Genomic DNA, 17658 nt, shown 5'->3' with positions numbered 1-17658 from the left:
TCTCAACTTGTTCTTCAAATAGCACATGCAGTGTTTTTTCTTTCGGATAATCGGTCTTCGTTTGGTTGAATCCATATACCAGCAGTTCTTTTTCCTCTGCTGTCAAGATTTCAATCTCATCGATCGTTGCGTTCGGATTCGCTATGACCTGCTGCATCACATGCTGCATATGGCCTTTCATCCGTTCTACGCTTCCGACTTCAAATGCATTCAGATTGTAACTGAATTTTATTGCAAGTTCCTTCCCAGGGACCAAGATCACATTAAAGTCATAATTTGTTTGCTCAAAGGTATGGAAATTAGAGAGTTCCAAGCCGACTTCCGCTGCTTGACTCATATCCTTCAAACGATCATCCATCGGGTAATTTTCAAATACCATAATGTGATTGATCAAATCTTGTTTTAATGCACTCTGATTCTGGATCTCATATAACGGGTATGAACTATACGTATCTGAAAAAACCGCTGCATCTTGAACTGCCTGCAATACCTCTGTAAACGATTGTGCCGGGCTACTTGAAATTCGGACTGGGATGGTATTAATAAACAAGCCCACCATTTTCTCAATTCCAGGGATCACAGCCGGTCTTCCCGAAACTACGGCGCCAAACACCACATCATTCGTTCGGTTGTATTTCTGTAAGACTATCCCCCAGATCGTTTGCATCATGGTATTCAAAGTGACCTGGTTTTGGTTCGCCACCTGTTGGAGTTTTCGCGTCTGTTCCTCATTCAGCGCAAACCACAGTTCCTCTTGCTCATAGCCTTCCACCGTCTTTTTATATCCCGGCAGGGTAGTCACTTCATCGATGGGCTGCAAATAATTGTTCCAGTAATTCGATGCTTTTGCTTTATCTTGTGTCTCTAACCACTGGATAAAGCGGCTGTAAGGCTGGGCTGTCTCCAATTGTAAAGATGTTCCCCTGTTTAGGGACTCGTAGATTTGGAGTAGTTCCCCGAATAGAATACCTAATCCCCAACCATCTGTTATGATGTGGTGGAAACTCCAAATCACCTTAAACTGGTTTTCTCTTGTCATAAAAACAGCGACTCTCATCGGAATGGTGGTGGTCAAGTCAAAGCCCTTGTTTTTATCTTCTTCCATATAACGTTGCATAACTTCTTCTTGCTCTGCATCGGATTTGTCCGCGATCTTCTGCACATCAATGGTGAACTTCCACTGCTCCAATACCACCTGTAACGATCTTTTTATATTCTCAAAGACAAATACACTTCGAAGCACATCATGTCTGTTAACGAGCTCCTGGTAACTTTGCTCCAACAAATCGATATCCAAACTGCCTCGAACCTCGAAGCTCGTTTGCACAAAATACTGCAAGTCTCCCTTGTTCATTACATGGTGGAATAACATTCCTTCTTGTAGTGGGGCCAAAGGATACATTTTCTCTATGGTTAATCCTGGGCCTACATTGCTTGATGTTTGAGCGTATACATCTTCGATTTCCTCGATGCTCATGTCATGCACCATGACATCACTTGGAGTCAGCTCGGTACTCTCTTTCTCCACGCAGTGTGTAATAATCGCGGTTAGCTTCTCCATGTAACAGTCAGCAAGATTCTTCATCTCCTGCTCAAGATACTGCTTTCCGTTGTAGCCAAACGTAAACCGCATTCTTCCTTCTTTCACCATACCACTTACTTGTAGTGCACTACTTCGACGCAACTCAGGACTTGCTACTCCCCCTACAGGTAACGAAGAACCTTCGAAGATCGCGGTTCGGAAGTCTTGGTCAAACTGGCCCAAGTAGTTGAAACTAATGCCGGATACGTTCGACCCCACTCCTTGGCCTTCCTCACTCCAGTAACGGTACATGCCGTACCCGATTCCTTTGTTCGGAATGGAACGTAATGCTTCTTTTATCGTTTTGATTTGTCTTCCCAGTTCCTGTTCTTGGACTGGAAGGATCACTGGATAGATACTTGTAAACCATCCTACCGTTCGTGTAATATCTAATCCTTCGATCAATTCCTCTCGGCCATGACCCTCCATATCTATACAGATTTTTTCCCTTCCATCCCATTCATGGATGGACATCGCGAGGGCTGTCAGGAGAATATCGTTAATTTCGGTGTTGTACGCTTGGTTGACCTGACGAAGTACTTTTTCCGTCTTGTCCTCATCCAGTTGTACTTCGATATATTTTCCATCGCCGATTTGTCCGACTTCTTCCGCCGTTAATCCCGTTCCTGCTCCAATGGCCTCAGTTACGTGCTGCCAGTAGCTCTTTTCTGCCGCGAAGGCTTCACTGCGGACATATTCCTTCATCCGGCTTGACCATTCTTGGTATGATGCCGTTTTCGCTTGGAATTTGACCTCTTCACCCTGCAGCGCTTGAGCGTATCCGGAAGCGAAATCTTCCAATAGAATCCGCCATGATACACCGTCGACTACTAAGTGATGGATTACAATTAATAAGTGATCCCCATCATCTGCCCGGAACAGCCCCAGCCGCATCATCGGACCTTTTTCCAGGTCGATACTTTCTTGAATACGCGTGGCCTGTTTCTCTACTTCTTCCAGACCTTGGCCTCTTACTTCGATCACAGGCACTTCGATTAACTTTTCCTGGGTACCCTTGTTGAACTGATGCACCGCGCTTTCCGTCTGCTCATACACCATGCGCAAAGCATCATGATGCTCCATCATACGCTGCATCACTTGCTGTACGATATCTTCCCGATAACCTTCCTTGCGATACAACATCACACTCTGGTTAAAGTGGTGGCGTGCCTTCTGTTGTCCTTCAAAGAACCACTGTTGGATCGGCGACAATTCCACTTCTCCTTCTACAGTTCCTTGATGACTCAGTTTAGTCTGCCTTTTCAAGTATGGACTAACCTGCTCTACACTTGGGTTTTGGAACAAGTCTCGGATTTCCATCTTCAAGCCGTGCCGCTGCAATCTCGCAGATACTTGCACGGCCTTAATGGAATCTCCACCTAGCTCAAAGAAGTTATCTGTTCGTCCCACTTGCTCAATCCCCAACACTTCTTTCCAGATCTCAGCAAGCTTTTCTTCCATTGCACCTTGCGGAGCAACATATTCATTTCCTCGCATCCAACCTTCTGCTGGTAACGGCAAGGCCTTCCGGTCTACTTTTCCGTTGGCAGTGAGTGGCATTCGCTCTACCTGGATAAAATAGGCGGGTACCATATAACTTGGTACATGCTTCTCTAAATGTCTTCTTAATTCGGTCACATCTACAGGGGTCTCGCTCACGATGTAAGCAGCTAAATACTTACTGCCATCCTCCGATTCTCGTGCCGTCACCAGCGTTTCGTTTACCGATTCATGCTTCAACAGCTGCGCTTCGATCTCGCCACATTCAATCCGGTATCCTCGAATCTTCACCTGATGATCCATCCGCCCCATATATTCCAGCGTTCCATCCGGTAACCACCGTGCTAAATCTCCACTCCGGTACATCTTTTCCCCGGGTTTAAATGGGTTCGCTACGAACTTTTCAGCGGTTAATTCTGGTCGATTTATGTAACCCTGAACTAAACCATCGCCTGCTATGCATAGTTCCCCAACTACACCTATTGGTTGTATTTCTCCCCCATTCATAACATAAATTTCCGTATTCGATAGTGGTCGACCAATAGGAACAGTTTTAAGTTCATCTGTTACTCTAGGTATTTCATAGGCTGTAGCAAATACCGTACTTTCAGTCGGGCCATATACATGCATGATCCTACAATTCGTTTCTTGAAGCACTCTCTGGATATGAACAGCTGAATGGTTCTCTCCTCCAGTTAAAACCTGTTTAATCCCTTTTAATGCCGCTATATTCTCATCGACCAACACATTAAATAATGCTGTGGTTAAAAACACGGTGCTTATTGCCTCTCTCTGAATCACTTCACCCAATCGCTCTGGCGCTAGTATCTTATCCCGGTCCAGCAATACTAGCTTAGCTCCGTTCAAAAGTGCTCCATAGATGTCAAAGGTTGATCCATCAAATGCAAAGTTGGATAATTGAAGAATATTGTCTTCATCTGTTATCTCAATATAATTTGTCTCTTTTACTACCCGGCTCACGTTATAATGCATCGTCAAGTTTCCTTTTGGTACGCCTGTCGAGCCCGAAGTATATATAACATATGCTGGATCTGAAGAACTGTTGAGATGACCTAGATTACTTTCCTCTTCTTCCACATACAATTGGTGAAGCTCTTTCCAACTCCATATTTCCTGATCTTTTGTAATCTCACTGAGAACGTCTTTATCTTCTACGATAATATGCTTGCTTCCGCTATCCTCCAGAATGAGCTGAATACGTTCCATTGGCGCTGCCGAATCGATCGGTAAGTATGCCCCTCCAGCTTTCAAGACCCCTAGCATTCCAATCATTCTTTCGATTGAACTTTCCATTAGTAGACCGACAATGCTGTTTCTCTTTACACCTTGACGGCGTAATACACGCGCTACCTGGTTTGCTTGCGCATTAAGCTCTGCATAGGTTAAGGACTGATCGTCCTTCACTACTGCTATATGATGTGGTGTCTTCTCAACTTGTTCTTCAAATAGCACATGTAGTGTTTTTTCTTTTGGATAATCGGTCTTCGTTTGGTTAAACCCATATACCAGCTGTTCTTTTTCCTCTGCCGTCACTATTTCAATCTCAGATAATTGAAGTTGCTCTTGCTCTACTACCTTTTTTAAGATCTGCATGAAATGTCCGGTCATGCGTTCTATCGATTCTTTTTTATATAACGATGTACTGTATTCCACGTTACATTCAATCGCGCCATCCTGCTCTTCTACTGCTTCCCAAGTCATATCAAATTTAGCTACTCGATGATCTACTCCAAAAGGACGACCTGTAATTCCACCCATCTTTAACTTCGGAATATCCATGTTTTGAAGTATAAACATCGTGTCAAACAACGGATTACGTGCTGCATCGCGCTGTACTCCCAACTTCTCAACTAGCCGTTCAAACGGATAGCTCTGATGCTCATTTGCTTGAAGAACGTGTTCTTTAACTTCTTCTAAAAATTGACTGACTGTTTTTCCTTTAGCCGGAAAATGGCGTAATGCTAACGTATTAATGAACATACCTACGGTTTGTTCCACATCTGCATGGGTTCGCCCAGCCGTGGCAGTCCCTACGACAATATCTTCTTGTCCTGTGTATTTTGACAACATGATGTTATATGCTGCTAACAACACCATGTACACTGTACTTCCTGTCTTTAATGCCAAATTACGAATTTGCTCTCCTAATTCCGATTCAATCGTGAATTGGATTGCATCTCCTTTAAAATCCCGCACCAACGGCCTTGGATAATCGGTTGGCATATCTAGTACCGGTACTTCCCCAGCATAGATGTCTAACCAATAATCTTCTTGCTTGTTCATAACCTCTACTTGATGCTCTTCTTGCTGCCATACAGCAAAATCTTTGTACTGTACAGAGACTTCAGGTAACTCCTCTCCCTGATACAAGGACATGAATTCCTTCATCAAGATTCCCATCGATGTTCCATCCGACACGGAATGATGAATATCGAAGAATAGAAGGTGTCGTTGATCCGTTAGATGAACCATTCCAACTCGGCAAAGAGGGCCTTCATTCAAGTCAAAAGGTTGTATCCATCCCGAGACAATGTCTTTTGCTTCAGCATCATCTGCTGCTTTTGCATGCATCATTTCGATATCTACCTCATGATGAACACGTTGCATCAATTCTTCATTTACCCATGCAAAGGACGTTCGCAGTGATTCATGTCTTTGTATGATTTTTTTCCAGATGTCAGTCACTAATTGGATATCCATTAAACCAATAAGTTCAAATAAAGCCGGCATATTGTAACTGATACTTTTCTTATCTACTTCATTTATCAGAAGAATTCTCCGCTGAGCAGAAGTAGTCGGATACCATTCTAATTTCGGAGCTATCGTTATTGAGTTAAATCTCCCCTTCTCCGAATATCCTAAAATTTCTGCCATGCTATACAACGTCTGATAAATGAATATTTCTCTGATTGCAAGTTCAATTTGCAAACATTTTCTTATCTGTGCTATTAGGCGAGTTGCTTTTAGTGAGTGACCACCTAGCTCAAAGAAGTTATCTGTTCGGCTAACTTGCTTAACCCCTAGTATTTCTTTCCAGATCTCAGCAAGCTTTTCTTCCATTGCACCTTGCGGAGCAACATATTCATTTCCTCGCATCCAACCTTCTGCTGGTAACGGCAGAGCCTTCCGGTCTACTTTTCCGTTGGCAGTGAGTGGCATTCGCTCTACCTGGATAAAATAGGCAGGTACCATATAACTTGGTACATGCTTCTCTAAATGTCTTCTTAATTCGGTCACATCTATCGGGGTCTCGCTCACGATATATGCACACAGATACTTACTGCCATCCTCCGATTCTCGTGCCATCACCAGCGTTTCGTTTACCGATTCATGCTTCAACAGCTGCGCTTCGATCTCGCCACATTCAATCCGGTATCCCCGAATCTTCACCTGATGATCCATCCGCCCCATATATTCCAGCGTTCCATCCGGTAACCACCGTGCTAAATCTCCACTCCGGTACATCTTTTCCCCGGGTTTAAATGGGTTCGCTACGAACTTTTCAGCGGTTAATTCTGGTCGATTTATGTAACCCTGAACTAAACCATCGCCTGCTATGCATAGTTCCCCAACTACACCTATTGGTTGTATTTCTCCCCCATTCATAACATAAATTTCCGTATTCGATAGTGGTCGACCAATAGGAACAGTTTTAAGTTCATCTGTTACTCTAGGTATTTCATAGGCTGTAGCAAATACCGTACTTTCAGTCGGGCCATATACATGCATGATCCTACAATTCGTTTCTTGAAGCACTCTCTGGATATGAACAGCTGAATGGTTCTCTCCTCCAGTTAAAACCTGTTTAATCCCTTTTAATGCCGCTATATTCTCATCGACCAACACATTAAATAATGCTGTGGTTAAAAACACGGTGCTTATTGCCTCTCTCTGAATCACTTCACCCAATCGCTCTGGCGCTAGTATCTTATCCCGGTCCAGCAATACTAGCTTAGCTCCGTTCAAAAGTGCTCCATAGATGTCAAAGGTTGATCCATCAAATGCAAAGTTGGATAATTGAAGAATATTGTCTTCATCTGTTATCTCAATATAATTTGTCTCTTTTACTACCCGGCTCACGTTATAATGCATCGTCAAGTTTCCTTTTGGTACGCCTGTCGAGCCCGAAGTATATATAACATATGCTGGATCTGAAGAACTGTTGAGATGACCTAGATTACTTTCCTCTTCTTCCACATACAATTGGTGAAGCTCTTTCCAACTCCATATTTCCTGATCTTTTGTAATCTCACTGAGAACGTCTTTATCTTCTACGATAATATGCTTGCTTCCGCTATCCTCCAGAATGAGCTGAATACGTTCCATTGGCGCTGCCGAATCGATCGGTAAGTATGCCCCTCCAGCTTTCAAGACCCCTAGCATTCCAATCATTCTTTCGATTGAACTTTCCATTAGTAGACCGACAATGCTGTTTCTCTTTACACCTTGACGGCGTAATACACGCGCTACCTGGTTTGCTTGCGCATTAAGCTCTGCATAGGTTAAGGACTGATCGTCCTTCACTACTGCTATATGATGTGGTGTCTTCTCAACTTGTTCTTCAAATAGCACATGTAGTGTTTTTTCTTTTGGATAATCGGTCTTCGTTTGGTTAAACCCATATACCAGCTGTTCTTTTTCCTCTGCCGTCACTATTTCAATCTCAGATAATTGAAGTTGCTCTTGCTCTACTACCTTTTTTAAGATCTGCATGAAATGTCCGGTCATGCGTTCTATCGATTCTTTTTTATATAACGATGTACTGTATTCCACGTTACATTCAATCGCGCCATCCTGCTCTTCTACTGCTTCCCAAGTCATATCAAATTTAGCTACTCGATGATCTACTCCAAAAGGACGACCTGTAATTCCACCCATCTTTAACTTCGGAATATCCATGTTTTGAAGTATAAACATCGTGTCAAACAACGGATTACGTGCTGCATCGCGCTGTACTCCCAACTTCTCAACTAGCCGTTCAAACGGATAGCTCTGATGCTCATTTGCTTGAAGAACGTGTTCTTTAACTTCTTCTAAAAATTGACTGACTGTTTTTCCTTTAGCCGGAAAATGGCGTAATGCTAACGTATTAATGAACATACCTACGGTTTGTTCCACATCTGCATGGGTTCGCCCAGCCGTGGCAGTCCCTACGACAATATCTTCTTGTCCTGTGTATTTTGACAACATGATGTTATATGCTGCTAACAACACCATGTACACTGTACTTCCTGTCTTTAATGCCAAATTACGAATTTGCTCTCCTAATTCCGATTCAATCGTGAATTGGATCGCATCTCCTTTAAAATCCCGCACCAACGGCCTCGGATAATCGGTTGGCATATCTAGTACCGGTACTTCCCCAGCATAGATGTCTAACCAATAATCTTCTTGCTTGTTCATAACCTCTACTTGATGCTCTTCTTGCTGCCATACAGCAAAATCTTTGTACTGTACAGAGACTTCAGGTAACTCCTCTCCCTGATACAAGGACATGAATTCCTTCATCAAGATTCCCATCGATGTTCCATCCGACACGGAATGATGAATATCGAAGAATAGAAGGTGTCGTTGATCCGTTAGATGAACCATTCCAACTCGGCAAAGAGGGCCTTCATTCAAGTCAAAAGGTTGTATCCATCCCGAGACAATGTCTTTTGCTTCAGCATCATCTGCTGCTTTTGCATGCATCATTTCGATATCTAGTTCATTATGGATTCGCTGCACTGGTTCTCCAGCTATCCAGACAAAAGTAGTCCTCAACGATTCATGACGCATTATTATTTCTTTCCATGCTTCATCCATTTGTGCAATATTTATAGGTCCACTTAGCTCCATAACAAGAGGTATGTTATATACAATACCCCCCTTATCTATTTCATTAAGTACAAGCAACCGATTTTGTGCCGGAGTGATTGGATACCATTCTTGCGTTTGAACTCTTGCAATAGATGAATATCTCCCATGTCCTGCTTCTTCAATTTTCTTTGCCATAGAAGCTAGTATAGGAAATTCAAAAACACTTCTAACACTAAAAATTTTCCCGAACTCCTTTTGTAGGCGTGTCGATAGAAGTGTAGCTTTTAATGAATTTCCCCCTAAAACAAAAAAATGATCGTATCGTTTAACTTCTTTCAGATCCAATACTTCGCACCAGATACTAGCTAGTTTATTTTCGAGTACTCCTTCTGGGGGTAAATTTACTTGTTTGCTGTGTAATTCAATTTCCTGAATAACACTTTTATATATACCTGACTTAAACTCATTTGATAAAAAATATCTTTGCACCTTGCCACTGGTGGTTTTAGGTACTTTTCTAATTGGTATAACGTGTGCTATAGAAATATTCATGTATGTAGCAATATTTTCTTTAATTGATATACTTAAAGGAATGAAATCCTCAATCTTATTTTTAAAGTATACAAAAATTAATATTTCATCTTGTCCCAAATCTTCATTAAATGCGCCACATGCTACTACTTTTCCTAAATCTACATGATTTAAATCAGTTACAACTCTTTCTATATCATGAGGATAATAATTCTGCCCATTTACGATTATTATATCTTTATACCGACCTGTAGGGATTACTCTACCCTGATCAACAAATCCTAAATCGCCCGTAATCAACCATCCATCCGAAGTAAATAGACGTTCTGTTTCTATCGAATTGTTATAATATCCTTGGCTGACATTCCTACCTTTAATCTGGATATGTCCTACCGTACGATCTTTTAGCACTTCTCCAGAGTTGTTGCATATTCTTACATCACAATGCTCCATCGGTTCGCCGACACTAACAAAACTGACATGTAACTCATTTTTTGAAACCTCTCTTATTTCAGACCCAATACTAATAGATTCTCTATCTAAATAATATGTTGAAAGGTCTTCTCCAAGCCCCGTAATTGCAACAGCAACTGTACCTTCAGCAAGGCCATACCCCGCCGCAACAATATTCCGTTTAATCCCAGTATGTTCAATAGCGTCAAAAAACTCATCGCAAAGTGATTCCGATATTGGCTCTGCACCGTTATAAAGTGTTTTAACTTTAGATAGATCCCAGCCTATCGATGAACCAGGTTTAAATAAAGATAAAAAATGCTTATAGCCAAAATTTGGTGAGGATATTATAGTCACATGGTGTTCCGATGCTTTTTTTAACCAAAGAGATGGTCGATGAATAAAGGTGTTTGTATTCATGTTATACTGATCAATTTTAGCCTTAATAGGCATTATATGACACATAATGAGTCCCATATCATGGGTTAAAGGCATCCAGCTTAGTTGAGAATCATCGTATGAAATACTTCTTCCTTTAATAATATCCGTGACATTTATGAATAAATTCTCATGAGTTAAAATAACTCCTTTAGGAGTTCCAGTCGATCCGGAGGAAAATTGAATAAAAGCAATATCATCGGGTGCTGGATTAAATAGATCTTTCGATTCTTCCCCAAGATTAATCTTGTCAATTATAATGACTCGATCATTAATCAGATTAAATAGACTAAATGATTCATTTGAATTTTGGCGTAAATACTCTGCAGTCTTATTTGTTGTTGCAACAAATGGATTATTCAATACATTGATAATATTAATTAATTTTAAACGGTGCGCTTCATTACTACCAATAGTAACAGGAATAGGTATAATACCACCTAAGATACAAGCCCAAAATAATAAAAGAAACTCTTTGTTATCCTCTATTTGAAAAACTAGCTCATCTCCTGCTTTTAGCCCTATCTTTTGAATTTGATTTAAAATCTGTAATGTTCTTTTATAAAAAGAATGATATGACATATATTCTTCTTTCTTATCGCTGTAAATAAAAGTTATACCTTTATCTGTTATTGTTTTTATTTCATGAAACATGCTAGTTAACGTATTACTCATTATATAGGTCCCCCCAAGGTCGTAAGCGTGACGGTACTGCACTTAAAAGCATTACACTCAAAAACAATAAAAAATATTCCACTATAGAATATGCGATTCAAATATGGTAGCTATGCTTCCATAATAATATTTTCAGTACCTTCATTTTCCTCTAATTGCGTATAGTACAAAGAATGATATCGACCACCAGCTAGAAGTAACTCGTCATGCGTGCCTTGTTCAACAAGATTCCCGTTTTCCATAACTAAAATTAAATCTGCATTTTGAACCGTAGTAAGGCGATGTGCGATAACAAGCGTAGTTTTTCCTACCATTAGTTTTGATATAGCATCCTGTACTATCTTCTCGGATTCATTATCTAAAGCTGCAGTTGCCTCATCTAATAGTAATATTGGTGCATCTCGTAAAATTGCTCTTGCAATGGCAATCCTTTGTTTTTGTCCACCTGACAACCGACTGCCACGCTCCCCTATTGCTGTATCAAAGCCTTCACTTAATTTCATAATAAAATCATAAGCATTTGCTTTCTTTGCTGCTGCAATAACACTTGCCTCATCTGCCTCTAAGTTACCATCCAAAATATTATCTCTAATCGTTCCTGTGAAAAGAATTGTTTCTTGAGGAACAAGCGAGAAATAGTCTCGATATTCCCTTAAGCTCATTGACTCTACATTTCTATTATCAATTTCAATCACTCCACTTGTTGGAGAATACAATCCAAGCAATAATTTAAATAATGTAGACTTCCCTCCCCCACTACCACCTACTATGGCTATTGTCTGTCCCGCTTTCACATGAAAGTGAACGTTTCTAAGAACTAAGTCTTCCTTAGAATTTGAATAAGAGAATCCAATATTAGATACAGTTAAACACCCAAAAGATTTTGCACAACCCTGTTCCGGAAGTTTTTCATATTCCTTAGGCGCATCAATGATTTGAAAGATCCGCTCAGCACCAGCCAATGCTTGCTGCATATTTGACCAAAGCGCGGGTAGTTGCGAAAACGGCTGGACTAGATAGTTCATGAGTTGAACAAATGCGAGCATAGCACCTACTTCTAAGTTCCCTTTTGCAACAAAGAAGCCAGCAATTAGGATTGCAATAATAAAGCTGAGACTTGCAATGCTTCCTGATATAGCATTTGCACTCCCTTGTACTTTACCTTGACTCCGCTCGATTTCAGAAATCCTTGTACTATACTGTTGATATTGCTTCGAGATTTTCTTCTCTAGACCAAAAATTTTATATAAAACACTGGCGCCCAATACATCTTGCAAGAATGAGGTCGCCGTACCAATTGCTTCTTGCAGAATGATGCTCTTCTTACGCATAGCTTCACCGAATAGTTTCCCTGCCAATATCATGAGCGGTCCTATTGAAATTGAAATCAAGGCGAGTGGCCAATTAATGTTCAATAAATAAATAAACGCACAAAGTGCTAGTAACGGATTTTTAAGAAGACCCATTATAATGTTACCACTTGCTTCTCCTACAGCTTGATTATCACTTGTAAAACGAGCTAGCAATTCACCTGAATGATTCTTATCGTAATACGATTGAGGTAATCTTAAGGCATGATCTAATGTATCTAGCCGAATGTCGTTTCTTACCTTTAAAGATGCCTTTTGTTTGAAGTATGTATCAATATATGAGTTCAAGGCCATAAAAAGCAAAATTCCCACAGCTATCAAAATCAATTTTGACCAAGCCTCAACTTCTCCTTTTACAGCAGCGTTTGTTATAAGAGACAAAAACCACGCAACAGAGAGTTCTAAAAAGGTACCCGCTACCATTGTAATGATCAAACAAAAATATAGTAACTTATATCTTCTCATATACTTTAACAACCGAGTAAAAGAACTTTGTCTATTCATGCCACACCTCTTCTATGTTTCCGTTATTTCCCGTCTCCAGCAAAAATAAAGCGCTGCCAAAATGAACTATTTTAGGCATTTGATATAATGAACATCTCAAGAAAGCGCAGTCATTTATTAGCTAACCTCCTCTTGGAAAACTCTGACTATATACAAGCAGTATAGTTAACTCGCTTATTATTAGTAAATATGTAATTTTTGAGTATTAATCTCAGGCAAAATCTCCAAAATCATAAACTCAAATGCATAACGCAATATATACATATCTAATAATCAATCCATGAGGTTATGGATTTTTTCTTTATTTTCCCATATAGCATCTCAATAAACACGGGTATGACTGATACCGCAATATGTTATTATTGATATTCTATCTCAGAGGTTGTGATTTCTCTTTATTTCTCCATCTAGCATCTAAATAATCACAAGTACAACTGATTCCGCAATATGTTATTATTGATAATCCATCTCATAATTGGACTCTAAACAAATATGATTTCTCTTCACCAGAGTTCATTTATGAACCTCTGATATTCTCCTGTCAACTTAGTAAGAATCATTTGAACGATGCTCGGACTACTTCATCAAATTCGTTATAGGAATTCTCCACATACTCGCTCCATGACCTGCAGGTTCGAGAGGAATAATTTTTATTTAATTGATCGGTGTTTTGCTCCATGACTGATATATACTAGAAGATCCGGCTTTGAGTATGAGACAGAAAAGCAAAATATTTCGACAATTATTATCCCCCACAAACACTATATAGTTTTATAAATAAAATCTTATGAAGCAAAAGAATTCTGAACAAGAATATCAATATCCATAATCGCCGAAAATTTAAAACAAGAATTACATATTGCCATAAAAGGCTCACTAACTTGTCTAAAAAAATTTCTACAGACTCAAATTATAGTTGCATTCCTAAGCAAACAGAATCTACGTTTTTTAAGTTGTGCAGATTGCAGGGTAACCCTATACTACTTATCGAAATAATGTTTTGACCTTTCTAACACAGGAATCATTTCCTCAAGAATGTTCTTTTCTTTAATAAAAATGTTGTTTAAAGAACACTTTAACCTTGCTAACATCCCAGATTCTCTAGTAATGTTATACTTTAATACCATATTTCTAACCTCGAGAGCTCTTTTTTCTAATGAGTCATACTGACTTATAAAAATGTCAAGATCTGTTCCAAACCTATTCATATAATTCAATCTCGCATTCATTGTCTTTTTATGCTCCCACAAGACGTGAAATGGCCTAATATCAACACCATATGTATTATTTTGATGAATATCTAAGTATTCTTCTAAATATTCATATGTTTTTAATCCAAAAAAAGCTTCTTGGTCTGGTTTTTCAAAATGTCTAATTTTTTGATCAGAAGGAATTGAACCATGATATTCTTTCAACCCCTCGATAACACAGTTTATGTCAAATTCATAACTTGATGATGGGTTTTTTTTGTATAATTGCAAACGATTAATCCATAGATTATTATGATCAGGCTTTGCATTGGTATACCCCTGTTTAACAAGGTCAAAATCAACAAGAACAGATTCATATTTATAATTATTAAAAAATCCACTAACATTAAAACTACGTTTTAACCTATTGTAACCATATATAAATACTGGATGAAAAAATGGACTCTGTTTATATCTCGGAGATTGTGGTATGTAAGACTCATCTATATTAATGTGAACATAGAAATCTGCATCGATACAATTAATAATAAAATCTACTATATCAATTTCGCTTATACTGAGCATTTCCCGTTGAAGCACTTGACTGGTAGTCGTTAGAAGAGGATTATAATGATATGCAGGATCAAGTGTATAAAAGTCAAACCAAATACTACCTCGCCTATAATCAACACACTTCAACTGAATATAATTACTAAAAAACCACCCCAAATAGTCATCCGAGCAGGATAAAACTGACAAGTAAAAAGCATGATTAGCATAAGAAGATATTGGAGGGTTCGCAATAGGCAGTACCTTAAAATCCATCCTTATCAATTCTCCTTTTTGTAAAGGTTATTAAATGATGTTTATATCGAATTTAACATAAGGACACATTAGAATAAAATATTGGAAGTTAACGATTTGTATTTGATATTAACTTTTATAATTTCGAATAATCTGATCCCTTGAGCGACAAGATTTTCTGAGCAAACCCGAAATTTGGGAAGGTATTCAAATGACCAAACCAGAAACCCCAATAGGGGAAGTCACTTTGTATATTATCCAAGGTAGTCCTATTTTTCTTAAAAAAGAATCTAAAGAACGCTTGCCTATTTCTTTCATTTCAAACGACTCACGCAAATTGAATTCCCTCTACAATATGTAATTATTTACTTCTATCACATATAAATCACTTTTCACTGAGTTTCTACTATAACATTAATAAGAACAAAATACGTATCTTATCATCGAATCGAATCCTTATTATTACACACGGGAATGAGTACATGTGATAAGCTGCTGCATCAGGTGCATCGACAAAATACATATTGGATACCAAATTACAATTTAACAGAAATCCGTACAGACTTGTTCCCTTCGCAATTATCAAATGTCTAGTTACTCTCCAAACCTAACGTGCTTGCCAAAGTGTAAGTAACACAGAAGAGTGGCTGATTGCTGCATCATCGCCTTAAATCCTGTTCCTTGTTTCTGAAACTTCTCTTGAATAACATGCCTTGTTATTTACTAATCAATTTCTCAACCATTGGGACGGCAAGAACCATTTGTAATTGGCTGCGAGAGAAGTTAAGAGCTCTACATTTGTGGTAGCAACTTGAGACGCTTTAATATTCCCCACCTTGTTCCAGAGATAAGTGCATCAGCACATCTAAAGCGGAGTGAATTTTGATGTATTTCATTATGTGACTGCTCTCTAAAACAACTAATGGCTTCGCCCCTCATGCAAGGGACGAAGCCATTAGTTGTGCATTGTTTGATGTCAACTAGCGAATAGACACCAATTCTTTTTAAAAACACTATCTTTATAAAGGCTCTAACAATATGAACTTGAAGTGCCTGGCACGTTAGTGTTTTTAAATTTAAGGCACTACTCTTTTGTTGACAAAAATATAAAAAACTCATTATATTACTTAATTAATTTCTGGTATTCCAATTATATTATTTGACAATACTGTTTTCTATATAAAGCTATTAGAGGTGATATTCATGGCTAGTATAGAAAAGAGAGGGAAAAACTCTTATCGTTTGATTGTTGAAGCAGGATATGACACGGAAGGCAAACGAATAAAGCGCTCTAAAACAATTAAAGCAACAGGGAGAAGAGAGGCAGAGAGGGAGTTAGCCAAATTTCAGGTTGAAGTTGAAGCTGGAGAATACATTGCCCCAGAAAAGATGACTTTCTCCAGTTTTATTGAGGAATGGAAGCATAAATACGCTAATAAACATTTGGAACTTAAGACTATTGAAAATTACTCCCACATGTTAAAAAACCATATCCTTCCAGTATTCGGAGGTAAGCAGTTGAATGAAATCAAACCATTACATATTGTCAGTTTTTTAAAGGATCTTGAACAGGAAGGTGCACGGAAGGATGGTAAAACCGGTGGTTTAACTTCAACTTCTATTCGATTCATTCACCGAATCATGAAAGATGTCCTTGATCGGGCTGTTGAGTGGAAGATTATTAAGGATAACCCCGTTTCATCAGTAAAGCGGCCAAAAATTTCAACATCTAATATTGAGGTATATAACGAAGATGAGGTAACCCTCTTAATAAAGGCACTAAATGACGAACCAATTCATTGGAGAATTATGATAATTCTGGCCCTTACCACGGGTTTACGCCGGGGTGAATTGTTAGCCCTTGAATGGCAGCATATAAATCTTGAAGATGGTGTTATCGATGTTAGACAATCGCTGAGTTATGTCAATGGTGAAAATGTAATTAAGATGCCAAAGACCAGGAATTCAATACGTAAAGTTTCAGTACCAAACGGCTTGATTAACGATTTAAAGGAGTACCAAAATCATGCCAATCTCATCAAAGAACAGGCAGGTGATAAATGGGAAGGAATGAATAATCACTTCTTTGTTTTCTCAACATGGAATGGCAAACCATATTATCATACAGTTCCTGGGACATGGCTTCGACGTTTTATCAAAAGAAAAAAACTCAAGCCAATTCGTTTTCATGACTTACGACATACATCTGCAACGTTACTTATTAATCAAGGTATCCACGCCAAAACAATTTCAAGCAGGTTAGGACATGCAGATATTAGAACAACTATGAATATTTATGGGCATGCACTTCAGTCAGCCGATAAGCTTGCTGCAAATGCTTTTAATACAATTATTTTTCATCAAGGCAATGACACAAATTGAACAATTCCAAATAAGTCAAGCGCCAATTTCAAGCGCTTGACTTATTTTGTAACTTTAAGGGAACTTAACATTTGTCCCCAATTCGTCCCCAACTTCAAATTTTATTAAGCCAAACTGAAAATAAAAAAACAAAAAACCCTTGATTCCCAAGGGTTTTCTTCTATGGAGCCTAGGGGGATCGAACCCCTGACCTCATCGCTGCCAGCGATGCGCTCTCCCAGCTGAGCTAAGGCCCCTTATGATTTTCTACTGATTTATTATGTATCAGCGACTCTTATAATTTATCAAAGATTTATGCATGTGTCAACAATAAAATTCAAAAAAGATTTTGGAGCTCACGCAAGTGTTCAGCCTTATGCTCCCATGCCATGGCCACCACCAACGCAAAAGGGCCCTTAAAGAGCCATGA

General features: G+C 39.0%; 4 protein-coding genes, 1 tRNA gene and 1 pseudogene. 2 read left to right on the top strand and 4 right to left on the bottom strand.

Annotated features, from left to right (window positions below; genetic code table 11):
• Positions 1-91: 91 nt before the first annotated feature.
• The 3 genes and pseudogenes from ABIE48_RS04515 to ABIE48_RS04505 all read right to left on the bottom strand — a co-directional run.
• Positions 92-10978: pseudogene (locus ABIE48_RS04515) on the bottom strand (amino acid adenylation domain-containing protein); the annotation flags it as partial.
• Between the two features lie 131 nt (positions 10979-11109).
• The gene (locus tag ABIE48_RS04510; protein WP_192716604.1) at positions 11110-12873 is read right to left on the bottom strand and encodes an ABC transporter ATP-binding protein; all 1764 of its coding nucleotides are present in this window, start codon (positions 12871-12873) and stop codon (positions 11110-11112) included.
• Positions 12874-13853: 980 nt separating this feature from the next.
• Positions 13854-14888 (bottom strand): hypothetical protein, encoded by a 1035-nt coding sequence (locus tag ABIE48_RS04505; RefSeq protein ID WP_192716603.1) that lies wholly within the window; start codon positions 14886-14888, stop codon positions 13854-13856.
• Positions 14889-15078: 190 nt separating this feature from the next.
• Between ABIE48_RS04505 and ABIE48_RS04500 the strand changes: the two genes are divergently transcribed.
• Positions 15079-15228, top strand: a complete 150-nt coding sequence (locus ABIE48_RS04500; RefSeq protein WP_192716602.1) for a hypothetical protein — start codon at positions 15079-15081, stop codon at positions 15226-15228.
• Between the two features lie 842 nt (positions 15229-16070).
• Entirely contained in the window at positions 16071-17249 is a 1179-nt protein-coding gene (locus tag ABIE48_RS04495; RefSeq protein WP_192716601.1) for a tyrosine-type recombinase/integrase, read from the top strand.
• A 163-nt stretch (positions 17250-17412) separates the two neighbouring features.
• On the opposite strand, the gene ABIE48_RS04490 is transcribed toward ABIE48_RS04495, so the two are convergent.
• Positions 17413-17485 (bottom strand) — tRNA-Ala (locus tag ABIE48_RS04490).
• Positions 17486-17658: the final 173 nt, after the last annotated feature.

The sequence above is a fragment of the Paenibacillus sp. OAE614 genome (assembly GCF_040546645.1).
GTDB lineage: Bacteria > Bacillota > Bacilli > Paenibacillales > Paenibacillaceae > Paenibacillus_AQ > Paenibacillus_AQ favisporus.
The sequence above is the reverse complement of the archived record's forward strand: the minus strand, read 5'-3'. Positions and strand labels throughout refer to the sequence as shown.

Excerpts from the sequence above, each read along its gene's own strand:
- ABIE48_RS04500 (WP_192716602.1), top strand. The coding sequence starts at position 15,079 with ATGACCAAACCAGAAACCCCAATAGGGGAAGTCACTTTGTATATTATC.
- ABIE48_RS04495 (WP_192716601.1), top strand. The coding sequence starts at position 16,071 with ATGGCTAGTATAGAAAAGAGAGGGAAAAACTCTTATCGTTTGATTGTT.
- ABIE48_RS04505 (WP_192716603.1), bottom strand. The coding sequence starts at position 14,888 with ATGGATTTTAAGGTACTGCCTATTGCGAACCCTCCAATATCTTCTTAT.
- ABIE48_RS04510 (WP_192716604.1), bottom strand. The coding sequence starts at position 12,873 with ATGAATAGACAAAGTTCTTTTACTCGGTTGTTAAAGTATATGAGAAGA.